This window comes from Pseudaminobacter sp. Soil_N_29, assembly GCF_057656055.1.
Map to the genome: position 1 here is coordinate 109,491 of NZ_JBDGLC010000004.1, position 23,320 is coordinate 132,810.

Consider the following 23,320-nt stretch of genomic DNA (forward strand, 5'->3'; position numbering starts at 1 on the left):
CCGGGAAGTCGGTGTGTCCAGGAAGCGTCGATGGCGCTTCTCCGGGTGAATTTCCGGGCAGGACGCACTATATGGAACTTACGCCGCGCACGCGGTGCCATAGTTTGAAAACTGCCGGGCCTTGACCCCGGCGAGGATGGAGAACGCTGATGCCTGCTGTGCAGGAGACGATCGAACAGGTCCGCATGATCGATGTGGACCAGTACAAGTACGGATTTGAGTCCGATATCGAGGTGGACAAGGCCCCCAAGGGTCTGAACGAAGACATCATCCGTTTCATTTCGGCGAAGAAGAACGAACCTGAGTGGATGCTCGAATGGCGCCTGGGAGCGTTCCGCCGCTGGCTGACGCTCGAGGAGCCCACCTGGGCGCGCGTCGACTACCCCAAGATCGACTTCCAGGACATCCACTACTACGCCGCGCCGAAGAGCCAGTCGGGCCCGCGCTCGCTCGACGAGGTCGATCCCGAGCTGCTGAGGGTCTACGAGAAGCTGGGCATTCCGCTGCGTGAGCAGGAGATTCTTGCTGGCGTCCAGAAGGGCGAGCCGAGCGAGTTCGAGGAAGCCGGCGACAACGTCTACAAGTCCGGCCGTGTCGCGGTTGATGCCGTGTTCGACTCGATTTCGGTCGTCACCACGTTCAAGGAGGAACTGGCCAAGGCCGGCGTGATCTTCTGCTCGATCTCCGAGGCGATCCGCGAGCATCCGGAGCTGGTGCAGAAATACCTCGGCACGGTGGTGCCCACGACCGACAATTACTACGCGACGTTGAATTCGGCGGTTTTCACCGACGGGTCCTTCGTGTTCGTGCCAAAGGGCGTTCGCTGCCCGATGGAGCTGTCGACCTATTTCCGCATCAACGAAAAGAATACCGGCCAGTTCGAGCGCACGCTGATCATCGCCGAGGAGGGATCTTACGTCTCCTATCTCGAAGGTTGCACCGCGCCGCAGCGCGACGAGAACCAGCTTCACGCCGCGGTTGTCGAGCTGATCGCGCTGGATGATGCCGAGATCAAGTACTCCACCGTGCAGAATTGGTACCCGGGCGACGCCCAGGGCAAGGGCGGCATCTACAATTTCGTCACCAAGCGTGGCGATTGCCGCGGCCACCGCTCCAAGATCTCGTGGACGCAGGTCGAGACCGGATCGGCCATCACCTGGAAGTATCCGAGCTGCATCCTGCGCGGCGACGAGAGCCAGGGCGAGTTCTATTCGATCGCGGTGTCGAACGGCTACCAGCAGGTCGACAGCGGGACCAAGATGATCCACCTCGGCAAGAACACGCGGAGCCGCATCATCTCCAAGGGCATTGCCGCCGGCTTTTCGCAGAACACCTATCGCGGCCAGGTCTCTGCGCACCGCAAGGCCACCAATGCGCGCAACTTCACCAACTGCGACTCGCTGCTGATCGGCGACCGCTGCGGTGCGCACACGGTGCCCTACATCGAGGCGAAGAATTCGTCCGCGCAGTTCGAGCACGAGGCCACGACCTCCAAGATTTCCGAGGATCAGCTGTTCTACGTGATGCAGCGCGGCATCCCCGAGGAAGAGGCGATCGCGCTGATCGTCAACGGGTTCGTCAAGGACGTGATCCAGGAGCTGCCGATGGAGTTCGCCGTCGAGGCGCAGAAGCTGATCGGCATCAGCCTCGAAGGAAGCGTGGGGTGATCCGCGGCAATATCAGCCGCAACCCCTTCGAAGAAAACAATTTGGCGCTGCAGTGCGCGCCGCTCTGAACTGGAAAAAGAACTAATGCTTGAGATCAGAAATCTTCACGCCCGGGTTGCCGAAAGCGGCGTGGAAATCATCCGCGGGCTCAACCTGACGGTCAAGGCAGGCGAAGTCGCCGCCATCATGGGCCCGAACGGTTCGGGCAAGTCGACGCTTTCCTATGTGCTTGCCGGGCGCGACGATTATGAAGTGACCGAGGGCGAGATCCTCTATAACGGCCAGTCGATCCTGGAAATGGACCCGGCCGAGCGCGCGGCTGCGGGCGTTTTCCTCGCCTTCCAGTATCCGATGGAGATACCGGGCGTGGCGACCATGGAGTTCCTCAAGGTGGCCATGAACGCGCAGCGCAAGGCGCGCGGCGAGGAGCCCCTGACCATCCCCGAGCTGTTGAAGCGCGTCAAGCGTGAGGCCGGCGATCTGAGCATGGACATGGGCATGCTGAAGCGCCCGCTGAATGTCGGCTTTTCCGGCGGCGAGAAGAAGCGCGCGGAAATCCTGCAGATGAAGCTCCTGGAGCCGAAGCTGTGCGTTCTGGACGAGACCGACTCCGGCCTCGACATCGACGCGCTCAAGATCGTGGCCGATGGGGTCAACGCGCTGCGTTCGCCAGATCGCGCCATCGTCGTCATCACCCACTACCAGCGCCTGCTCGACTACATCGTTCCGGACTCGGTCCATGTCCTCTACAAGGGCCAGGTCATCAAGTCGGGCGACAAGTCGCTCGCGTCCGAGCTGGAAGAAAACGGCTATGCCGGGATCATCGAAGAGGCCGCATAGGTGACAGTAATGAACATTCACGCAACTCCCCAGCGGACGACCGCCGAGGCGGCGCTGATCGAGGCGTTCGGCGAGCGGCTTTCGCTGCTGCCGGGCGATGGCGAGGTGATGGTCAGGCGCGATGCGGCTGTCGAGGCGCTGAAGGCCGGCCTGCCCACCAGGCGCGTCGAGGCATGGCACTATACAGACCTGCGCCGCCTGCTGACGACGGTTCCCACGCATGACGAGACGGCGAACGCCAAGCCGATAGCTGCATTGCTTGAGGGCTCGGTGGTGCTTCCGGCGCTGAACGGCGCTTCGGCAAGCAAGCTCCCTTCCATCGAGGGCGTGGCCATCCAGCGGCTTTCCGAGAAGCTGGCCGACGGCAGTTTTGCCGCGGCACTGGGCCTCGGCGGCGCCGATGATGCCATTGGCGCGCTCAACACGGCCTTCGTGACCGACGGCTACTTCGTCGACATTGCCGCCGGCACGCAACTGCTGACACCGCTGGAACTGCAGAATGTACAGGCCGGCGGACAGGTGCATGCGCGTTTCCCGGTGCGGGTCGGCGCCGGCGCAAAGGCGACCATCGTTGAACGCCAGACCGGCAATGGCGCGGCGCTGGTCAGCTCCGTCAGCCAGCTTCTGCTTGGCGAAGGCGCGGAAGTGTTGTGGCTGATCGTGCAGGACCATCCCGAGAGCGCCACGCATCTGGCTCAGTTCAAGGCAGAACTCGGCAAGAATGCGAAGCTCACGCTGTTCATCATGAATGCCGGGGGCAAGCTGGTGCGCCAGGAAGTGATCGTCAACGCGGCGGGAGAGGGCTCTGTCTTCACCCTGCGCGGCGTCAACCTTCTGGCCGGCGACAACCACACCGACGTGACCATGGTTCTCGACCATAGCGTGCCGCACACGGATTCGACCGAGGTGATCCGCAACGTCATCACGGACCGGGCGCACGGCGTGTTCCAGGGCCGCATCAACGTCGCGCAACCTGCGCAGAAGACCAACGCCAAGATGGCGTGCAACACGCTGCTTTTGTCGGACGAGGCTGAATTCTCCACCAAGCCGGAGCTGGAAATTTTCGCTGACGATGTGCAGTGCGGGCACGGCGCCACCGTGACGGATATCCATCGCGACCACCTGTTCTACCTGATGGCGCGCGGCATCGACGAAAAGACGGCTCGGGGCTTGCTGGTCAAGGCGTTCCTGGCCGAGGTGATCGAGGAACTGGAAGATGAACCCGCGGTCGAGGCGCTCGAGGCGCTGCTCGGCGACTGGTTCCAGGCGCATGGGTGAGCCATGAATGCACCGGCGAAAATCGTTGACGGCTACGACGTCGAGGCAATCCGCCGCGACTTTCCCATCCTTTCGCGGGAAGTCTATGGCAAGCCGCTGGTTTATCTGGACAACGGCGCTTCGGCGCAGAAACCGCAGGCCATGCTGGACGCTGTCCAGCATGCCTATGCCAACGAGTACGCCAATGTGCATCGTGGCCTGCACTTCCTGTCGAACGCCGCGACCGAGGCCTATGAAAAGGCGCGCGAGACGGTCCGGCGCTTCCTGAACGCCGGCAGCGCGGAAGAGATCGTCTTCACCAAGTCGGCCACGGAAGCCATCAACACCGTGGCCTACGGCTTCGGCATGCCCAATATCGGGGAGGGCGACGAGATCGTCCTCTCCATCATGGAGCATCACTCCAACATCGTGCCGTGGCATTTCATCCGGGAACGCCAGGGCGCGAAGCTGGTGTGGGTGCCGGTGGACGAGCAGGGTGCGTTCCACCTCGACGAGTTCGAGAAGCGCCTCACCGACCGCACCAAACTCGTCGCCATCACGCATATGTCGAACGTGCTGGGTACGGTCACGCCGATCAAGGAGATTGTGCGGATCGCGCATGCACGCGGCATCCCGGTGCTGGTCGACGGCAGCCAGGCGGCGGTGCACACGCCCGTCGACGTTCGCGACCTCGATTGCGATTTCTATGTCTTCACCGGCCACAAGGTCTATGGCCCGACCGGCATCGGCGCTCTCTATGGCAAGCGCGAAATGCTGGAACGCATGCGCCCGTTCCAGGGCGGCGGCGAGATGATCCTCGAGGTCACGGAAGACAACATCACCTACAACGAGCCGCCCCATCGCTTCGAGGCCGGCACCCCGCCCATCGTGCAGGCGATCGGGCTCGGCGCGTCGCTCGAATATATGGAGAAGGTGGGGCGCGAGGCGATCGCCGCGCATGAGGCCGACCTGAAGAAATATGCGCATGAACGCCTGCGTGCCATCAACTCGTTGCGTATCTTCGGCGATGCCCCGGACAAGGGCGCGATCATCTCCTTTGAGTTGCAGGGCATCCACGCGCATGACGTTTCGATGGTCATCGACCGGTCGGGAGTGGCGGTGCGCGCTGGCACTCATTGCGCACAGCCACTGTTGAAACGCTTCGGCGTGACCTCCACATGCAGGGCGTCCTTCGCCATGTACAACACCAGGGCGGAAGTGGACCTTCTTGCTGAAGCCCTTGAAAAGGCGCGGAAATTCTTCGGATGACGACGATGGAAGACGCAAACGCTGCAATCGACACGACGCCCGCCGACGGCGAGGCCAACGAAGCTGCCTCAACCTCCGCGATCCCTGCGGAGGAACTCGCACGCCTGACGGACGACATCATCTCGGCGCTGAAGACGGTCTACGACCCGGAAATTCCGGCGGACATCTACGAACTCGGCCTCATCTACAAGATCGACATCGAGGACGACCGCTCGGTCAAGATCGACATGACGCTGACCGCGCCCGGCTGTCCGGTGGCAGGCGAAATGCCCGGTTGGGTTCAGAACGCCGTGGGCGCCGTGGAAGGCGTCTCCGATGTCGAGGTCAACATGACATTCGACCCGCCATGGACGCCCGACCGCATGTCGGAAGAGGCGCAGGTGGCAGTGGGGTGGTATTGATCGCGGCTTGCATGAAGCCCACATCTCTACCATCCTGGACCCCATCAATATCCGGCAGGCCTTTATCCTGCTCGGTATGGAGACAGAAGCATGGGACGCTTTGCCGTCATCACGATGACCGAAAAGGCCGCAGCTCGCGTCAACGAGATCATGGCCAGCCGCGAGAACGCCAAGGGCATCCGCCTGGGCATCAAGAAGGGCGGCTGCGCCGGCATGGAATACACGGTCGACCTGGTCACCGAGCCCAATCCCGCCGACGACCACATCGAGCGCGACGGCGCGCATGTCTACGTCGCGCCGGAGGCAGCCCTATTCTTGCTCGGCACCGAGATGGATTTCGAGATGACGACGCTGCGCACCGGCTTTACCTTCCGCAATCCGAACCAGAGCTCGGCCTGCGGCTGCGGCGAGTCGGTCGAGCTGAAGCCGGCGGACCTGAAGCAGCTTGCCGAGGCGCGCACCGGCGGCGTCTGACCGTCGCTCATTCCACCCATAGGCCGTTGCGCTTGTGCCACCCGGCGATGGATTCGTGCGGGTAGAGGTCGAATGTCTTGTCGCCCGGCCGGATATCGGGCTCCACCCACGAAGCCTTGTATTTCAGCATCAGGTGCACGCGGTGCGGCGCCGTGGGCAGTTCGCTGTCGATCGCTGAGGCGAAGGGATGCACCAACTCCGGCCATGTCGGGTCGTAGAGCCAGAGCGCCGAACCGCATTCGCAGCAGAAGCGTCTCTCTCCTGTTGAGACCTCCGGTGTCGGTCGTTCCTCGTCGCAGACGGTCGCGCGATAGAGGCCAAGATGTCTTTCGCCCACAATTTTCAGCGTGTCTGAAATGGCCGCGAGGTTGATCGTGTAGCCCCCGCCGCCTTGCTGCTTTCGGCATATCGAACAGTAGCATAGCTGGTATGGCACGGGCGTATGGCTCTGCACTTCGAAGCTGATAGCCCCGCAACTGCATGATCCCTTGAGCAGCATCGGCATCGGTGCTTTCCTTTCCTTCGTGGCTCTCGATGCCACATCATTTAGAGGAGCAGCGCAATGACGGAAGCCGACATTGCCGATCTCTTTGCCGGCCTTGGCCCTGTCAGCGTGCGCAGGATGTTTGGCGGCAAGGGCATCTATTTCGACGGCGTCATCATTGCCATTGAGCTTCGCGGCGAGCTGATGCTCAAGGCCGATGCCGAAAGCGCGCCGGATTTCGAGGCAGCCGGCTGCATTCAGTGGACCTATAGCGGCGCCCGGCACGGCAAGATGGTGGCGATGCCCTATTGGTCGGTCCCCGACAGCGCCTTCGACGACCCGGATGAAATGACGCTCTGGGCACGCAAGGCCTATGAAGCGGGGCTGCGCGCCGGCCGGCAGGAACTGCGCTGAAACAAGCTTCTGTCGCGGGGCCCTTGAACCCCGCATGCATTCCTCTGGCGCGGGTCCGAACGCGGGTGTATTCTTTTGCTCTTGATCGGCCTGCCCGCCGGCAGGCCAACCAACCGGCCAGCGGTGTGGCGAAGAGCCGGTTACGCGAGTGAACCTTGTGCGCTCGCCATCGTCTGGAAACAGTCTTCGCCATGCGTCTCGCGCGGTTGTCGTAAACGCGAAAGGAGACGGACATGGGCATTGCGCTGACGATGCAGGAATTTCTGGAAGATAGCCGTGTCGCCTATGACATCGCGCGGCATGGCAAGACCGGCTCGTCGGCGATGACCGCCCAGGCGAGCCATGTACCAGGCAATGCGCTGGCCAAGGGCGTGGTGCTGAGATGGAACGGCAGCTATCTGCTGGCGGTCGTCCCGGCATCGTCCCACGTGGACCTTGACAGCGTCGGCAAGCTGGTGGGCGAAAAGGTGGAGCTTGCCACGGAAATGGAAGCCAGCACGCTGTTTCCCGATTGCGAGATCGGTGCCGTACCGATCTTCGGTGCGCCGTATCGGATACCCTCCGTCATAGACGACAGCCTGGAACGGCATGGCGACGTCTATTTCGAGGGCGGTGACCACCGCACGCTGGTACACGTGTCGAGCGACGGTTTCGAACGCCTCATGTACGGCATGCCGCATGGACGTATCAGCCTGTAGAAACCGACAAGCTTTCCGGGTTTGCGAAGGGGCCCCTGTGGCCCCTTTGCATATCTGCACTGTTCGTTGGCGTCGAAACATCCGCCGGCCATCCCGGGCGGCTTGACGCGGGCCGGATTGGGCCATATCCGCTGAAACGTTATCTGCGCTGGGGGCATGCACGCACTTGCGGACGAATTCGCACTCTGATCCCTTGGACGCACGTATCGATGGCCTGATTCTCCCGGGCGCCGCTTGCTTCCAGCCCATCTTCCGGAAGCGGGTTGGCTGTCCTGCGGCACCCGGCCATAGCCAAGGACAAGACGCAGCAATGAACACACCCAAGAAAGCCGAAATCGCCGAAATGAGGCCACGCCTGACCGTGATCGGTGTTGGCGGCGGGGGCGGCAACGCGGTGAACAACATGATCACCGAGGGGCTGCAGGGCACGGAGTTCATTGTTGCCAATACCGACGCCCAGGCGCTGACCATGTCGAAGGCACCGCGGTTGATCCAGCTTGGAACCCATGTGACCGAGGGGCTCGGCGCCGGGTCGCTGCCGGAGATCGGCTGCGCTGCGGCCGAAGAGTCGATCGACGAGATCATGGATCATCTTTCCGGCACGCACATGTGCTTCGTCACTGCCGGTATGGGCGGCGGCACCGGCACGGGCGCTGCGCCGGTCGTGGCCCGCGCGGCGCGCGAAGCCGGCATGCTCACCGTGGCTGTGGTGACGAAGCCGTTCGACTTCGAGGGCCGCCGCCGCATGCAGATGGCCGAACGCGGCATAGAGCTTCTGCGCGAATGCGCCGACACGGTCATCGTCATCCCCAACCAGAACCTGTTCAGGGTCGCCAGCGCCAAGACGACCCTGGCCGATGCCTTCGTCACCGCCGACCGGGTTCTCTATTCCGGCGTCTCCTGCATCACGGACCTCATCGTGAAGGAAGGCCTGATCAATCTCGATTTCGCCGACGTCAAGGCGATCATGAAGGACATGGGCCGGGCGATGATGGGAACCGGCGAGGCTTCGGGCGAGGGGCGCGCCAAGGCGGCGGCCGAAGGCGCCATCGCCAACCCGCTGCTGGACGAAGAGTCGATGAGGGGCGCCAAGGGCGTTCTGGTCTCGATTTCCGGCGGCAGGGACATGACCCTGTTCGAGGTCGACGAGGCGGCAACGCGCATCCGCGAGGAGGTCGACGACGACGCCAACATCATCGTCGGCTCGATTTTCGACCAGAGTCTGGAAGGCAAGTTCCGGGTGTCCGTCGTGGCCACCGGCCTTCAGAGCCCTCGGGCCGACAGGTTCATCTAAACCCGTCGGCAGCGCAAGCCGGCCCCTTTAGCCCGCTATCGTGAAGCGGACCGGAACCTGAACGGCTTCGACGTCGTCGAATTCGACGTCGGAGACGACCGCTCCTGCAGGCCCGACCCACAGTCGGTCGAGCATTGCGGCGACCGCCGCCTCGGGTCCGGCCAGCAATGCGCTTACGGACCCGTCCGGGTTGTTGCGCACCCATCCGGTCAAGGCGTGTCTTTCGGCCTCGCGCAGGGTCCAGGCGCGAAAGCTCACGCCCTGAACGCGCCCGCGTATCTGCGCCAGTACGGTTCTGCCGGCCTTCTCCAAGCCCTTCCTCCCCGCGGTATTCGATTTCAGATGTGGGGCGCAGATGGCCGATGGCAACCGGCCCGTATTCGCCCGCGTCCTTGCAGTAGAGGAGGGCGGAATTGGTGGGCTGGCGGCTTCCTGTCCCTCGAAATGCTTCCCCATCGGCAATCCGCGTTTGCCATTCATGTCTTCATCGACTAGACAGACCCGGTTAGGCGTCGCCCTGTTGCTGGACGCGCGATTGGTTATCCCTCCCGAAGATTACGGACTATCCCCTCATGGACATGAAGACTGAACCGAGCACGCCGGAAGCGGCAACACGCGTCGAAAGCGACCTGCTCGGCGAGATGCATGTTCCTCAGCAGCACCTGTACGGTGTGCAGACTGCGCGCGCGGTGGAGAACTTCCCGATCACCGGCGTTCTTCTCAATCAGTTTCCTGAATTCGTGCGCGCGCTTGCCATGGTCAAGAAGGCGGCAGCACTTGCCAATCGCGAGCTTGAGGCGATCACTCCGCAGATTTCGGACGCCATCGTTGCCGCGTGCGACGACATCATCGCGGGTAAGCACCACGAGCATTTCGTGGTGGACATGATCCAGGGTGGTGCGGGAACCTCCACCAACATGAACGCCAACGAGGTGGTCGCCAATGTCGGCCTCGAGAAGCTCGGCCGTGCCCGTGGCGACTACGTGCACCTCCATCCGAACGACCATGTGAACCGTTCGCAGTCGACCAACGACGTCTACCCGACTGCGATCCGGTTGGCCGTGCTGATGCAGTACGAGGCGCTGGTAACTGCGCTGCTCGCTCTCGGAGAAGCCTTCTCCGCCAAGGCCGAGGCGTTTTCCGGCATCGTCAAGGTCGGCCGCACCCAGCTTCAGGATGCCGTGCCGATGACGCTCGGGATGGAGTTTGCCTCCTTCGCGGCGGCGGTGGAGGAGGACGCGAAGCACCTTCGCCACGCCGCCGAATGGCTCAAGACGGTCAATCTGGGGGGAACCGCCATCGGCACCGGCATCGCGGCCCCGGCGGGCTATTGCGAGCGCGCCATCGCGCATCTGTCGGCGGTATCCGGTTTCGAGCTGCAGCGCGCCCGCGACCTGATCGAGGCGTCGTCCGACCTCGGCGCCCTTGTCAGCTTCTCCAGCGCGCTGAAGCGCGTGTCGGTCAAGCTCTCCAAGATCTCCAACGACCTGCGCCTGCTGAGCAGCGGCCCGCGCACCGGCATAGGCGAGATTTCGCTTCCCGCCGCGCAGCCCGGCTCGTCCATCATGCCGGGCAAGGTCAACCCGGTGATCCCCGAGATGGTGAGCCAGGTTGCCTATCAGATCATCGGCCACGACGTGACGGTGACCATGGCGGCGGAGGCAGCCCAGCTTCAGCTCAATGCCATGGAGCCGGTGGTGGCCTTCAACGTGCTGAACTCGATCAGGCTGCTGACCAACGCCGTCACTGTGCTGCGCGAACGCTGCGTGGTGGGAATTGAGGCCAATGCCCGCCATTGCGAGGAGCAGCTGCGCGGCAGCCTGGTGCTGGTGACCGCGCTTGTCCCCTATATCGGCTATGACAAGGCGGTGCAGGTGGCCACCACGGCCCAGAACGGCGCCCTGACGGTGCTTGAGGCCTCCCAGCGCCTCGGCTTCCTGTCGGACAAGGAATTCCAGGACATTCTGGTGGCGGAAGGCTTGGCCTGAGGCGTTTCGTGCGTCGGCAGTTGATATCGGCCGACCTCGCCCGTGTTTCAATCGTCAGTCCGCCATTTTACACGAGCGGGTGCCGAGTTTCGTGGTGCTTGCGGCCGCGCTGAAGACGGCTCGTTATATGGCTGTGGTGGCAGTTGGCCGGGGGAGGGGAGCGACAACAGCTGATATGCAGCTAGCATTCAGCTTGAACGAAAGCTGCTCCTATCTAGCAGAAGAGATAGGAGCAGCAAGTTAGTTTACCGAATGTCATAGTCCGGAAGAGACCCTAGCTTCGGACCGCATCTCAGGGGAACCAGACCACCTTGTGAATGAGACCCTGTGCGGAAGAATTTTTAGAACCGCCTATCGGGGAGCCCTGATCAGCCCTTCGGACGATTTATTGCTTGATAGACGCTCATTTCCGCTTTCCTGTTCTGTTAGGCGCTTGAGTGAGTGCCGACGCCGCAACGGATTTGACGGCCTTGGGAGTGCGTGGATCACGCAACAGCTTGGAGGCCTTTGAGGCGACCGACTTTGAGGTAGTTTCATTTTTTGCCATGTGATCTCCGATCAATTTGGCAGTAGATGCCCTAGCTACCTCGACTCCGAGAACCGATTCCCTGTATGTAGTCCTTGTCACAGGTGGGACATTAGTCCTCATCGCCCCGCGTGGGCTGAAGGCTTATTCGCGGTTCCAAAGCCGATCCGAGAGGGTCGGCTTTGGTGTTTCTAGAGTGATGTCACATGAGGACATCATCTGCTTGCGGTTCTTGCTTTGTCCCCTTTGCTATTCGGCCCGATCTCGCGACCGGGCCGAACTTATTAGTAGGTCGAATACTCAGCTGCAGCCGCTCGTCGCGCCGCAGGTGTCGCACTTCTCGCAGGTGCCATTGCGGACCATGGTGAAGTTCTGGCACTCCGTGCACATATTGCCGGTGTAGCCCTGCATGATCGCGCGGTTGCGGCGTTCCGCGGCCTTGGCCTTGGCCTCGGCTGCCTCCTGCGCGGCGGCGTCGGTGAAGAGTTCCGCGGCGGCTTCCTCGTGCTTTGCTTCTTCCGCCGCTTCCTTCGCGTGCTGCTCGAAGTCGCGCTTGAAGGCAGTTGCGCCGTCGCTATAGGCCGGCGCGCTGGACTGGACGGCTGCGGCCGACGAGATCGAGCGCACGTTGGAGCCCGAGAAGGCAACCGGAGCCGTGACCTTGGCAGGCGTGCCGGCCGGCTGCGTGCCGGCGAAGCCCTTCGGCTCCCCGCCGGGCAGGCCGGACACCACTTTCAGCGGAGCACCGCGGGTCAGGCCCTTGGAGACGGCCTGCGCGCGGCCTTCGTTGATGCCGCGGCCGAGCGCGGTGTTGGAAAAGTCCGACGTGTCGACATGGGCAAGATCGTTGCGGCCGAGATAGGAGACGGCGAGCTCGCGGAACACATAGTCGAGAATCGACGTGGCGTTCTTGATCGCGTCGTTGCCGATGACAATGCCGGCCGGCTCGAACTTGGTGAAGGTGAAGGCCTCGACATATTCCTCGAGCGGCACGCCATATTGCAGGCCGAGCGAGATGGCGATGGCGAAATTGTTCATCATGGCGCGGAAGGCAGCACCTTCCTTGTGCATGTCGATGAAGATTTCGCCCAGCCGCCCGTCGTCGAACTCGCCGGTGCGCAGGTAGACCTTGTGGCCGCCGATGACCGCCTTCTGCGTGTAGCCCTTGCGGCGGTTCGGCAGCTTCTCGCGATCGTGCACCACCTTTTCGATGATCCGCTCGACGATCTTTTCGGTGACGGCGACCGCCTGGGCTGCGGCCGGGGCGGCAGCCAGCGCCTCCACGGCCTCTTCTGCCTCCTCCGCGTCATCCTCGATCAGCGAGGCGTTGAGCGGCTGCGAAAGCTTCGAGCCGTCGCGGTAGAGCGCGTTGGCCTTCAGCGCCAGCTTCCACGACAGCATGTAGGCTTCCTTGCAGTCCTCGACCGTCGCATCGTTGGGCATGTTGATGGTCTTGGAGATGGCGCCCGAGATGAAGGGCTGGGCGGCGGCCATCATGCGGATGTGGCTTTCCACCGAAAGGTAGCGCTTGCCGATCTTGCCGCACGGGTTGGCGCAGTCGAACACCGCCAGGTGCTCGTCCTTCAGGAAAGGCGCACCTTCGAGCGTCATGGCGCCGCAGACATGGATATTGGCGGCTTCGATCTCGCGCTTGGTGAAGCCAAGCGCCGGCAGCATCTCGAAGGAGAAGTCGTTGAGCTGCTCGTCGGTGAGGCCGAGCGCTTCCTTGCAGAAATCCTCGCCCAGCGTCCACTTGTTGAACACGAACTTGATGTCGAAGGCGCTCTTGAGCGCGGCGTTCAGCGCCTCGATCTTCTCGTCGGTGAAGCCCCGGGCCTTCAGCGTCGAGGGATTGATGCCCGGCGCCTGGTTCAAATTGCCGTGGCCGACCGCATAGGCCTCGATCTCGGCGATCTGGCTTTCGGTGTAGCCCAGCGTGCGCAGGGCTTCCGGCACGGCGCGGTTGATGATCTTGAAGTAGCCGCCGCCGGCCAGCTTCTTGAACTTCACCAGCGCGAAGTCGGGCTCGATTCCGGTGGTGTCGCAGTCCATCACTAGGCCAATCGTGCCGGTGGGCGCGATCACGGTTGCCTGCGCGTTGCGGTAGCCGTGCTTTTCACCGAGCTCGATGGCCCGATCCCAGGCGGCGCGGGCGTGCCCGATCAGTTCGTCCTGCGGGCAGTCTTCGGCCACCAGCGGCACCGGGTTGACCGACAGTTTCTCATAGCCGGCCTTGTCGCCATAGGCGGCGCGGCGGTGGTTGCGCATAACGCGCAGCATGTTGTCGGCATTGCGCTCGTAGTCGGCGAAGGCGCCGAGCTCGGAGGCCATCTCGGCCGAGGTGGCGTAGGCCACGCCGGTCATGATCGCGGTCAGCGCGCCGCAGATGGCGCGGCCTTCCTTGGAATCGTAGGGAATGCCGGAGGTCATCAGCAGGCCGCCGATATTGGCGTAGCCGAGGCCGAGCGTGCGGTATTCATAGGAAAGCTTGGCGATTTCCTTCGACGGGAACTGCGCCATCATCACCGAGATTTCGAGCACGACGGTCCACAGGCGCACGGTGTGCTCGTAGGCTGCGATGTCGATGTCGCCATTGGCCTGCCGGTAGGGCAGGAGGTTGATGGAGGCGAGATTGCAGGCCGTGTCGTCGAGGAACATGTATTCCGAGCACGGGTTCGAGGCGCGGATCGGGCCGGCTGCCGGCGAGGTGTGCCAGTCGTTCATCGTGGTGTTGAAGTGCAGGCCCGGATCGGCCGAGGCCCAGGCGGCATAGCCGATCTTTTCCCACAGGTCGCGGGCCTTCAGCGTCTTCAGCACCTTGCCGTCCTTGCGGGCGGTCAGGTGCCAGTCGCCGTCGGTCTCCACCGCGCGCAGGAAGTCGTCCTTCAGCGACACCGAGTTGTTCGAGTTCTGGCCGGAGACGGTCAGGTAGGCTTCCGAATCCCAGTCGGTGTCGTAGGTGCTGAACTCGATGGAGTCGTAGCCCTGCTTGGCGAATTGTATGACGCGCTTGATGTAGTTCTCCGGCACCGAGTTCTTCTTGGCGGCGCGGATCTCGCGCTTCAGCGCGGTGTTGATTGCGGGGTCGAAGCAGTCGTCATCGTGGCCCTCGCAGTTCACGCAGGCCGCCATGATCCGGGTCAGGTGCTGCTTGACGATCTTTGAGCCGGTGACGAGCGAGGCAACCTTCTGCTCTTCCTTCACCTTCCAGTCGATATAGGCCTCGATGTCGGGATGGTCGATGTCGACCACCACCATCTTGGCGGCGCGGCGCGTGGTGCCACCCGACTTGATGGCGCCGGCGGCGCGGTCGCCGATCTTGAGGAAGCTCATCAGGCCGGACGACTTGCCGCCGCCCGAAAGCTTTTCGCCTTCGCCGCGCAGCATGGAGAAGTTGGAGCCGGTGCCCGAGCCGTATTTGAACAGGCGCGCCTCGCGCACCCACAGATCCATGATGCCGCCCTCGTTGACGAGGTCGTCCTGCACGCTCTGGATAAAGCAGGCATGCGGCTGCGGGTGCTCATAAGCCGACTTGGACCTGGTCAGCTTGCCGGTGAAGGGATCGACGTAGAAATGGCCCTGGCCAGGGCCGTCGATGCCGTAGGCCCAGTGCAGGCCGGTGTTGAACCACTGCGGCGAATTCGGCGCCACGCGCTGGGTGGCGAGCATGTAGGAGAGCTCGTCCTTGAAGGCGAGGGCGTCGGCTTCGGAGTTAAAGTAGCCGCCCTTCCAGCCCCAATAGGTCCAGGTGCCGGCGAGCCGGTCGAAAACCTGGCGGGCGTCGCGCTCGGAACCGTAGCGCTCGTTCTCCGGCAGTTCGGCAAGTGCGTCCTCGTCGGCAACGGAACGCCACAGGAAAGATGGAACGTCGTTCTCTTCGACCTTTTTCAGGCGGGCGGGCACACCAGCCTTGCGGAAATATTTCTGGGCCAGGATGTCGGCCGCGACCTGGGAGAACTGGGCGGGCACATCGATGTCGTCGAGACGGAAGACGATCGAACCGTCCGGGTTCTTGATCTCGCTCACCGCTTTGCGGAATTCGATTTCCGCGTAAGGCGATTGTCCATCCTTGGTGAAACGACGCTCGATGCGCATTGGTTCGTCCTCAGTCCTATATATAGCACCTCTCCGCAGCAATTTCCGCGGATAGGCGCGTGCCCTATCGATCCGGCCTTGCCAAAGGCCGGCGCCCCTATGCTCCGATCCGTCGCTAACGCCGCTGGCTGCCGTTGGTTGCGGCCGACAACTCGCATATGACGCGGGCCGGAAAGCCCTACTCTAAGTTTTAGACAATGAGTCTCTCGATGGAGAGATAAATCACATTACCTTGTGCTAGCCTTGCGGCGCAAATACTAAATGTAGTGCTCCAACCAAATTTATTCCAGTGTTACTCACAGGACGCCACGGAACAAAACGGAAAAAAGCCGTGCGTCTGCCCGCCGTTAAAAAACGGGGAAAACGCCCGGAACGCGTGGGAAAACCTGCTGAGACCGACCTAAACGTCTTGCCGGCCGCACTCTGAACAAGAGCACATGCCGCATATGAGACGACTCGGTTTTCGTCGTCAAGCACTCGTTACGGGGTTCCTGCGACACCCAATATGTTGTGTGGCACTTGTGTGGATAGCGGGGACAGGCAGGGCCCTAAGCAAAGCGGGGAGGTTGCTCTTTCCAGAGCCTTGCCGCGTGCGCTTCAACCAGGTTGTGGATTTCGTGCGACAGCCCGCAAGCTGGGTGGGGGCCGCAAATCAGGAAGAAAAAATGCCGAGAGCAGTGAAAAGCAGCGCCGCCAGCGCCGCCGAGGCGGGCACTGTGGTGGCCCAGGCGGTCACGATATTCGTCAGGTGAGTGCGACGCACCAGCCGGCGGCGGTTGAGCTCTTCGCGGGAGAGCTGCCTGCGGGGGGCCTCTTCGTCTTCTGGGTCGCGCCGCATGTTCGGCTGCCCTGGCTTTAGCAGCCTCTGCCGCAGGAGAAAGGCGCGCCGGTGCGACGAATGCGCGATGTACCATTCACGGAAGAAGCCGACGCCGAAGACTGCGCCGACCGCGATGTGAGTCGAACTGACCGGCATGCCTAACCAGGAGGCGGCGATCACGATGATTGCCACGGCAAGCGCCACCGAAAAGGCCCGCATCGGGTTCAACTTCGTGATTTCGCCGCCCACGATGCGGATGAGCTTGGGCCCGTAGAGCAGCAGGCCGCAGGAAATGCCGAGCGCGCCGATCATCATCACCCAGCGCGGAATATCGACCACATCCGCGACGTTGCCCTGACGCGCGGCGTGGACGATCGCGGCAAGCGGCCCGATTGCATTTGCAACGTCATTGGCGCCGTGGGCGAAGGAGAGCAGGGCGGCTGCGCCCACCAGCGGCAGCCTGAAGAGGCGCCGCAGCGACCGATTGCGGTTTTCCATCCCTTGCGACTGCCTGGCGATGGATCTGTGCGAGACCGCCCAGGTTGCGGCGAAGAAGCCCAGGCCAATCCACATGCTGGTCTGCCAGGTAGATGCAGAGTGAAGCATCGGCACCAGATACGCCGCAAAGGCACCCGCCATCACCGCCACCAACACCGGAATCCAGCGCCGTGCAGCGGCTATCTTGTCGTCCTGATAGATGATGGCGGTCTTGATCAGGTATTGAAACATGATCGCCACCGCGGCGCCCAGGACTGGGGTAGCGATCCAGCTTGTCGCGATAGCCGCCATCGTCAGCCAGTTCACCGCCTCGATGCCAGCGGCCACAGCGCCGGCGCCCATCACGCCGCCGACGATGGCGTGGGTGGTCGAAACGGGCGCGCCGATCCAGGTCGAGAAATTGATCCAGAGAGCCGATGAGATCAGCGCCGCGAGCATGATGTGGATCAGGATTGTCGGATCGGAAACGGCTTCAGGCACCACGATTGCGGTCGAGATCGTGGCTACCACCGCCTTGCCTGCCAGAAGGGCGCCCAGGCTTTCGCAAACGGCTGCCATGGCCAGCGCGCCAGCCATTGTTATTGCCTTGGCGCCTACGGCGGGGCCGACATTGTTGGCAACGTCGTTCGCGCCGATGTTGAGCGCCAGGTAGGCGCCGACCGCCGCCGCGACCACGACGACAAGGGCGCGCGGTTCGCCGAAGACGTAGATCGAGGCGAGCATGCCGGCCAGCACCAGGAACACCAGCGCCAGTCCGGGGGCGACCAGGCCGCGAGCGACGAAGCCCGTTGCCTCCTCAATGTCGGTGATTCGGCCCAGATCCTTGTCGACTGTGTGCTTGCCGCGCGAACTGATGCTCATTGGTGCATTCGTGGCAGCCGACTGCGGCCAAAAACCGGATTGGAGCGGGTGAAGTCTGTGTCGGCCGGCATTGCGAATGCGCGAACACGCTCAAGCCGCGGCTTGGTAGCGACCATTGCCAAACCGCGCGATGAGTTCACCGAGATCGGGTTCGCGCACTAGGCTTGCGGCCTCGGCGGCGGGGAACCATTTGCGCTGGCGCTGCCCCTTTTCGGGCCATTCGGCAGCGACTTCGGCAACTTGCAGCGGGAAGACGAGAACCTCGCAGCGCCTCTCTGCGCCGGACGCCCTCACCTTGCCGTAGAAGTAACGACCGATTTCGAGCTGCGCGACTGCGCCGGCAATGCCCGCTTCTTCAACCGCTTCGCGCGCGGCCGATTCCCAAAGCTGCTCGCCCGCCTCCGGCCAGCCCTTAGGCAGAACCCACCGGCCGGTGTCCCGGCTGGTGATCAGCATGACCTCGATATTTCCGTTTCTGCCGCGCCACGGCAAGGCGGCAACCTGCACACGCCGCGGCATTCCCCCGAAGAGGCGCCGGATCCGCTCTGCAAGGCGGTTTCGTGTGGCGTGGCTGAGGAGCATTTCCTGGTGCTTTCCTGATCTCCGATTCGTTTGCCGTCTCACGAATATTAGGGTTAATTATACGTAATAACAGTAAAACTTTTGCAAATCCTTGCAGTTCCCGATGCGCCCAAGGGCGCACCCGGTTCAAGGCTTATCGCATATAGCGATCTCTGGCCCGAATTGCAGGACCAGTGGGGGGCAACGTCCGAATCAGCCGGCGTGGTCGTCCGAAATCGGCTTCTGGTAGGTGAAGCCCAGGTCCCAGGGGAAGTAGATCCAGGTGTCCTGAGACACTTCGGTCACGAAGGTGTCCACCAGCGGTCGACCCTTGGGCTTGGCGTAGACGGTAGCGAAATGGGCCTTTGGCATCATGGCGCGCACGATTGCAGCCGTCTTGCCCGTATCGGTCAGGTCGTCCACGATCAGCGTGCCTTCGCCGTCACCTTCCAGCAGCGCCGGATTTATCTCCTTCAGCACATGGAGTTGCCCCTGCGAAGTGTAGTCGTGATACGAGGCCACGCAGACCGTTTCGATCATGCGGATGCCGAGTTCGCGCGAGATGATGGCCGCCGGAACGAGGCCGCCGCGGGTGATGCAGACGATTGCCTTCCATTGTCCGTTGACGCCGGCAAGCCGCCAGGCAAGGGCGCGGGCATCGCGATGGAACTGGTCCCAGGATACGGGAAAGGCCTTTTCGGGAAGAGACATGAGGCTCGGCACTCCGGTGGCGCGCCGCGAGCGCGCGATGATGGGGAATGCGAGCGCAATTAGCCGGAAAGACCGCGGTTTGGCAAGCCTCTCCGGCGCTTGATCGTTCAGCGCGACATGAAGGTCGCCACCGGCATGGATTGAAGCACGGTGCGGGTCACGCCGCCGAACAGAAGCTGACGCAGCCAAGAATGGCTGTAGGCGCCAAGCACGAGAAGATCGGCATCGGTGTCGGCGATGCGCGCCTGGAGAATATGGTCGATTGAGCGGCCGCGAGAGGGCTCCGAGGCGACCGCCACGTTCACGCCGTGCCTGGCCAGTGCCTTGGCGATCTCGGCGCCCGAGGCCTCGGCGTCTTCTTCGGCATCCGCGGGCGGGTCGATCACGAAAATCTCGGTCCGGTGGGCTTCTTTCAGCAGGGGCAGGGCGTCGAAGGCGGCGCGCGCGGCCTCGCGGCTTCCGTTCCAGGCAATGACTATGCGCTTGTAGCTGCCGTCACCGGCTGGCCCGGCGTGGGGAACGACCAGCACCGGACGACCCGATTCATAGAGCAGCGCGTCCACGTCGGCCGTGGCGCTGGACTCCGCATGCGGATTGCGCTGGGCGGCAACCACCAGGTCGGCGCAGCGCGCGCTTGCGATGCCCGAATGCGCGCTGTCGCCCGAAAAGCTCTCCAGGCTGCGCCAGTCGAAGGTGAGTCCCGTACCTTGCATGCGGCGGCGGCAGGCCGAATGAAGCGCTTCGGCCCGTTCCTTGTTGGCTTCGGCGGTGGCTTGCAGGAATTCCGTGTCGGGAAAACCGACCGCCGACGTGTAGGCAACCGGCAGCGCCTCGGCATGCACGCCGATCAGATGGCTCTGAAAGCGAATGGCCAACGGAATGGCGCAGTCCAGCACGCGGTCTGCGTCATCCTTGCTCTGGATGATCGCAACGATGGTCTTGAACGGCATATCCGCCTCCTCGCGTGCAGAGCCAGCCCTCAACGGAACTCTAGCATGCGAGGGCCGATTGCGCACGAAAGTTGCGCGCCCGGTTTCAGTCCGGCTTGGCGTTGGCCTCGGAGATGCCTGCGACCATGGCCGCGACCTCGGCGCGAGCCGCTTCCAGCGCCTCGGGTGAGCGGGCGCGCACGACCAGTTCGGTCCAGAAGGAACCGTCCAGATATTTGGGATACGAACCGATGATCGTATCGGGGTGGCGCTTCTGGATCTCGGCAAGCGGACCGCCGATGATGCCTTCTCCGAAGGGGCACTCCACCGTGGCCGAAAGCAGCTTGGTACCGGTCTCCAGCGTGGGCACCACACCGTCGAGCATGGCCTGGAAGATGGCCGGAACGCCGGCCATGACATGGACATTGCCGATGCGGAAGCCGGGCGCCATGGAGACCGGGTTGTCGATATGCGTGGCCCCTCGCGGCATGCGTGCCATGCGCTTGCGCGCCTCGGTGAACTCCATGCCGCGGCTGGCGTAGTTCGCCTCCATCATCGCATAGGCCTTGGCGTCGTATTCGCACGGCACGCCGAAGGCCTTCGAGATCGAGTCGGCGGTGATGTCGTCATGCGTGGGGCCAATGCCGCCGGTGGTGAAGACGTAGGTATAGCGCGCCCTCAGCGCGTTGACCGCTGCAACGATCTCGTCTTCCTCGTCCGGCACGATGCGCACTTCCTTCAGGTCGATGCCGATCGCCGTCATGACGTCGGCGAGGTGGCCGATGTTGCGGTCTTTCGTGCGCCCCGACAGGATTTCGTCGCCGATGACGATCATTGCTGCGGTGACGATTTCAGCCATGGGGCGCTCCGGAAAAGAAGGTGGTTCCCGTGGAATAGACCTGCGCGTGGCAGCAATCAATGGTGCGCAAACGGTGAACGAACTGTCCCCAACTTCCACGTGTTCAATGAACGACCGAGCCATTACATCGGCAGGCAAGGCGGCGACCGATCCGCCCCCGATCTTTCCCGATGCAAGGAGTTTTATAATGGCGAAGGTTCTGGTGCTCTACTATTCGAGCTGGGGTCACATGGAGCAGATGGCGAAGGCCGCTGCCGAAGGCGCGCGCGAAGCCGGCGCCGATGTGACTATCAAGCGTGTTCCCGAACTGGTGCCCGACGCCGTCGCCAAGGCCGCCTACTACAAGCTCGAGCAGGAAGCGCCGATCGCCGACCCGCTGGAGCTGGAGAACTACGACGCGATCATCATCGGCACCGCGACCCGCTATGGCACCATGGCTGCGCAGATGAAGAACTTCCTCGACCAGACCGGCCCGCTCTGGGCCAGGGGTGCGCTGCTCAACAAGGTCGGCTCGGTCATGGTCTCGACCGCAACCCAGCATGGCGGCGCCGAGCTCGCGCTCATCAACGCGCAGATCCACCTGCAGCACCACGGCATGGTCATCGTGCCGCTGTCCTATGCCTATCAGGGCCAGATGGGCAACGACGTCGTGCGCGGCGGTGCGCCCTACGGCATGACCACCACCTCAGACGGCGACGGCTCGCGCCAGCCTTCCGCGCAGGAGCTGGAAGGCGCGCACTTCCAGGGCAAGCGCGTGGCCGAGATCGCGGCCAAGCTGCACGGCTGATTTCTCAAGCCTTTTCTGAAACGAAAGACGGGCGGTTCCTCGCGGAGCCGCCCGTTTTATTTGTTCAGTTGAACTGGCGAAAGCCAAGTACAATCAGGCCGTTATGACGGCTTCTGCGTCCAGTGGCGCATGAACGGCTCGCCGCGCTGGAGTTGCGGCGCAGGGTGAAACTCATGGCCGAGCGTGGCTGCGGCGCGCCACGGCCAGCGCGGGTCCGCAATCAGCGCGCGGGCAACCGCCACCATATCGGCCTTGTCCTCTCGAATGATGTCGTCGGCCTGCCGGGGCCTGTCGATCAGGCCTACGGCCCGCGTGGGTATGCCCGCGCCTTCGCGCACGGCCGTCGCCAGATGCACCTGATAGCCGGGGCCGGTCGGGATCTTCTGCAGCGGCGAGTTGCCGCCGCTGGAGCAGCAGATATAGGACGCACCCGCAGCCTTGTAGCCGCGCGCAACCTCGATTGCCTCCTCGACCGAAAAACCGCCGTCGACCCAATCGGTGATCGACATGCGCGCACCCATCATCAGGCTGGGGGCCGCCTCCCTCACTGCCCTGGCTATCGCCATTGGAAAGCGCATGCGGTTTTCGAGCGAGCCGCCCCATTTGTCGGTGCGCTTGTTGGAGAGGGGAGAGAGGAACTGGTGCAGCAAATAGCCATGCGCTGAATGCAGTTCGATGAAGTCGAAGCCCACGCGCGCCGCGCGCCGCGCCGCCTCGCCAAACAGCGAGATGATGCGCTCGATGCCGGCCTCGTCCAGTTCCTGCGGAACCTGCCAGCCGTCGGCGAATGCAATCGGTGAGGCCGAGACAATGGGCCAGGGGTCTTCATCGGGGCCGAGCGCTGCGCCACCCTCCCAGGGACGGCGGTTCGACGCCTTGCGCCCGGCATGGGCAAGCTGCACGCCGAACTTGGTGCCGGGGGCGGCCACGCGGCGCGCGGCGTCCAGCGTGCGCTTGGCGGCGGCCTCGTTGTGGTCTGAATAGAGGCCCATGCAGCCATGGGTAATGCGGCCACGCCGCTCCACATCCGTCATCTCCACGGTCACCATGCCCGCGCCCGACATCGCCAGGTTCATCCAATGTTGTAGGTGCCAGTCGGTCGCCGAGCCGTCATCCGCCGAATATTGGCACATTGGCGCCACTGCGATGCGGTTTGGAAATTCGAGCTTGCCGAGAGTGATGGGCGAAAACAGATGTGTGGACATGCAAACTCCTATTGGCGCGGCAGCGAGGAAATAAGCCCTACACTGCGCACGTGTGAAATGCCGGGCCTTTGGTGGAAAACAGTTCGAACCAGTCGAGCATTTGTTTGTTGAGTTAATGCGATAAACGCGGGCGCTCAAGGGCGCAGGGCTACTTCGCATCTTCCGGACAGAACCAATCGGCCAGGAAGACAGCTATACGACAGGTGCCCGAAAACCGCAGCCCACCATCGGAAGTGATCCAGCGGAAGATCCCCGCAAGTCGCCCCGAGACAGCAGGGCATCGCCTGCACCCCATGCAGACGAGAAAGGTTAGCTCAGGGCTTTCCCGTGTTCGCGCACAGCATGAGGGCCCATCATCACCGCGGGCTATGCTTCAGTCCTGCCGTATGAACTTGTTGAAGCGACTGACACCGCCGTCCTCGGTTCGCTCCTGGTAGAGAAACTGCAGATTGTTCTCGTCGAAAATCTTGAAGAACTGATCCCAGTCGATGCGCTCGAGCGTCTCTTCGGGTTTGCCAAAGTCAATGCGCAGGATCCCACCCTCGCGACCGGGTGTCTTCACGCGTGCAGGCATTCCCTGACGTGCCTCTGCCCAGCGTTTGATTTCATCGTGATGTGTCGTCGTTTTTGCTTCAGACATATCAGCGTTCCTCGTTCCCAATGCTTCGCCGCGTCTACCCGG

The 23,320-nt window shown here is 62.9% G+C and carries 21 protein-coding genes; 11 read left to right on the forward strand and 10 right to left on the reverse strand.

The features are described from left to right. Positions 1 to 149 precede the first annotated feature (149 nt). The 6 genes from sufB to sufA all read left to right on the forward strand — a co-directional run bounded on the left by sufB (position 150) and on the right by sufA (position 5,908). The gene (gene sufB / locus AC3A4H_RS11255; RefSeq protein ID WP_487766773.1) at positions 150 to 1,667 is read left to right on the forward strand and encodes a Fe-S cluster assembly protein SufB; all 1,518 of its coding nucleotides are present in this window, start codon (positions 150 to 152) and stop codon (positions 1,665 to 1,667) included. Between the two features lie 84 nt (positions 1,668 to 1,751). Next, positions 1,752 to 2,507, forward strand: a complete 756-nt coding sequence (gene sufC / locus AC3A4H_RS11260) for a Fe-S cluster assembly ATPase SufC (RefSeq protein ID WP_487766774.1) — start codon at positions 1,752 to 1,754, stop codon at positions 2,505 to 2,507. A 9-nt stretch (positions 2,508 to 2,516) separates the two neighbouring features. Further along, complete coding sequence (sufD, locus tag AC3A4H_RS11265; protein ID WP_487766775.1) at positions 2,517 to 3,785, forward strand: Fe-S cluster assembly protein SufD; 1,269 nt, start codon at positions 2,517 to 2,519, stop codon at positions 3,783 to 3,785. A gap of 3 nt (positions 3,786 to 3,788) precedes the next feature. Beyond that, positions 3,789 to 5,033, forward strand: a complete 1,245-nt coding sequence (locus AC3A4H_RS11270; RefSeq protein WP_487766776.1) for a cysteine desulfurase — start codon at positions 3,789 to 3,791, stop codon at positions 5,031 to 5,033. Positions 5,034 to 5,038: 5 nt separating this feature from the next. Then, a complete protein-coding gene (locus AC3A4H_RS11275) occupies positions 5,039 to 5,434 on the forward strand; it encodes an SUF system Fe-S cluster assembly protein (RefSeq protein ID WP_348779621.1) in 396 nt (131 codons plus the stop codon). 90 nt (positions 5,435 to 5,524) lie between these two features. Further along, positions 5,525 to 5,908 (forward strand): Fe-S cluster assembly scaffold SufA, encoded by a 384-nt coding sequence (gene sufA, locus AC3A4H_RS11280; RefSeq protein ID WP_487766777.1) that lies wholly within the window; start codon positions 5,525 to 5,527, stop codon positions 5,906 to 5,908. A 7-nt stretch (positions 5,909 to 5,915) separates the two neighbouring features. Here the strand turns inward: sufA and AC3A4H_RS11285 are convergent, their stop codons facing one another. Beyond that, the gene (locus AC3A4H_RS11285; protein WP_487766778.1) at positions 5,916 to 6,413 is read right to left on the reverse strand and encodes a GFA family protein; all 498 of its coding nucleotides are present in this window, start codon (positions 6,411 to 6,413) and stop codon (positions 5,916 to 5,918) included. 57 nt (positions 6,414 to 6,470) lie between these two features. Here AC3A4H_RS11285 and AC3A4H_RS11290 point away from each other — a divergent pair, with 57 nt between their 5' ends. The 3 genes from AC3A4H_RS11290 (at position 6,471) to ftsZ (ending at position 8,798) form a co-directional block, all read left to right on the forward strand. Next, complete coding sequence (locus tag AC3A4H_RS11290; RefSeq protein WP_487766779.1) at positions 6,471 to 6,806, forward strand: TfoX/Sxy family protein; 336 nt, start codon at positions 6,471 to 6,473, stop codon at positions 6,804 to 6,806. Between the two features lie 233 nt (positions 6,807 to 7,039). Further along, positions 7,040 to 7,504, forward strand: a complete 465-nt coding sequence (locus tag AC3A4H_RS11295) for an aminoacyl-tRNA deacylase (RefSeq protein WP_348779300.1) — start codon at positions 7,040 to 7,042, stop codon at positions 7,502 to 7,504. Positions 7,505 to 7,814: 310 nt separating this feature from the next. After that, entirely contained in the window at positions 7,815 to 8,798 is a 984-nt protein-coding gene (ftsZ, locus tag AC3A4H_RS11300) for a cell division protein FtsZ (RefSeq protein WP_348779301.1), read from the forward strand. Positions 8,799 to 8,825: 27 nt separating this feature from the next. Here the strand turns inward: ftsZ and AC3A4H_RS11305 are convergent, their stop codons facing one another. After that, positions 8,826 to 9,110: an acylphosphatase gene (locus tag AC3A4H_RS11305; protein ID WP_487766780.1), complete on the reverse strand. Its 285-nt coding sequence runs from the start codon at positions 9,108 to 9,110 to the stop codon at positions 8,826 to 8,828. A gap of 266 nt (positions 9,111 to 9,376) precedes the next feature. Here AC3A4H_RS11305 and AC3A4H_RS11310 point away from each other — a divergent pair, with 266 nt between their 5' ends. Next, positions 9,377 to 10,786: an aspartate ammonia-lyase gene (locus AC3A4H_RS11310; protein WP_487766978.1), complete on the forward strand. Its 1,410-nt coding sequence runs from the start codon at positions 9,377 to 9,379 to the stop codon at positions 10,784 to 10,786. An 826-nt stretch (positions 10,787 to 11,612) separates the two neighbouring features. On the opposite strand, the gene AC3A4H_RS11315 is transcribed toward AC3A4H_RS11310, so the two are convergent. The 6 genes from AC3A4H_RS11315 to AC3A4H_RS11340 all read right to left on the reverse strand — a co-directional run bounded on the left by AC3A4H_RS11315 (position 11,613) and on the right by AC3A4H_RS11340 (position 20,646). Then, the gene (locus AC3A4H_RS11315; protein WP_487766781.1) at positions 11,613 to 15,407 is read right to left on the reverse strand and encodes a vitamin B12-dependent ribonucleotide reductase; all 3,795 of its coding nucleotides are present in this window, start codon (positions 15,405 to 15,407) and stop codon (positions 11,613 to 11,615) included. A gap of 652 nt (positions 15,408 to 16,059) precedes the next feature. Further along, positions 16,060 to 17,586: an inorganic phosphate transporter gene (locus AC3A4H_RS11320; protein ID WP_487766782.1), complete on the reverse strand. Its 1,527-nt coding sequence runs from the start codon at positions 17,584 to 17,586 to the stop codon at positions 16,060 to 16,062. Positions 17,587 to 17,676: 90 nt separating this feature from the next. Further along, positions 17,677 to 18,168, reverse strand: a complete 492-nt coding sequence (locus AC3A4H_RS11325; protein ID WP_487766783.1) for an NUDIX hydrolase — start codon at positions 18,166 to 18,168, stop codon at positions 17,677 to 17,679. A gap of 192 nt (positions 18,169 to 18,360) precedes the next feature. Next, the gene (gene gpt, locus AC3A4H_RS11330) at positions 18,361 to 18,858 is read right to left on the reverse strand and encodes a xanthine phosphoribosyltransferase (protein ID WP_348779353.1); all 498 of its coding nucleotides are present in this window, start codon (positions 18,856 to 18,858) and stop codon (positions 18,361 to 18,363) included. A gap of 107 nt (positions 18,859 to 18,965) precedes the next feature. Then, positions 18,966 to 19,808, reverse strand: a complete 843-nt coding sequence (locus tag AC3A4H_RS11335) for a universal stress protein (RefSeq protein WP_487766784.1) — start codon at positions 19,806 to 19,808, stop codon at positions 18,966 to 18,968. Between the two features lie 85 nt (positions 19,809 to 19,893). After that, entirely contained in the window at positions 19,894 to 20,646 is a 753-nt protein-coding gene (locus tag AC3A4H_RS11340; protein ID WP_487766785.1) for a competence/damage-inducible protein A, read from the reverse strand. 187 nt (positions 20,647 to 20,833) lie between these two features. Here AC3A4H_RS11340 and wrbA point away from each other — a divergent pair, with 187 nt between their 5' ends. Continuing rightward, the gene (wrbA, locus tag AC3A4H_RS11345) at positions 20,834 to 21,433 is read left to right on the forward strand and encodes an NAD(P)H:quinone oxidoreductase type IV (protein ID WP_348779356.1); all 600 of its coding nucleotides are present in this window, start codon (positions 20,834 to 20,836) and stop codon (positions 21,431 to 21,433) included. A 101-nt stretch (positions 21,434 to 21,534) separates the two neighbouring features. On the opposite strand, the gene AC3A4H_RS11350 is transcribed toward wrbA, so the two are convergent. Beyond that, a complete protein-coding gene (locus tag AC3A4H_RS11350) occupies positions 21,535 to 22,638 on the reverse strand; it encodes an NADH:flavin oxidoreductase/NADH oxidase (protein WP_487766786.1) in 1,104 nt (367 codons plus the stop codon). A gap of 373 nt (positions 22,639 to 23,011) precedes the next feature. Beyond that, positions 23,012 to 23,278: a hypothetical protein gene (locus tag AC3A4H_RS11355; protein WP_348779358.1), complete on the reverse strand. Its 267-nt coding sequence runs from the start codon at positions 23,276 to 23,278 to the stop codon at positions 23,012 to 23,014. Positions 23,279 to 23,320 lie beyond the last annotated feature (42 nt).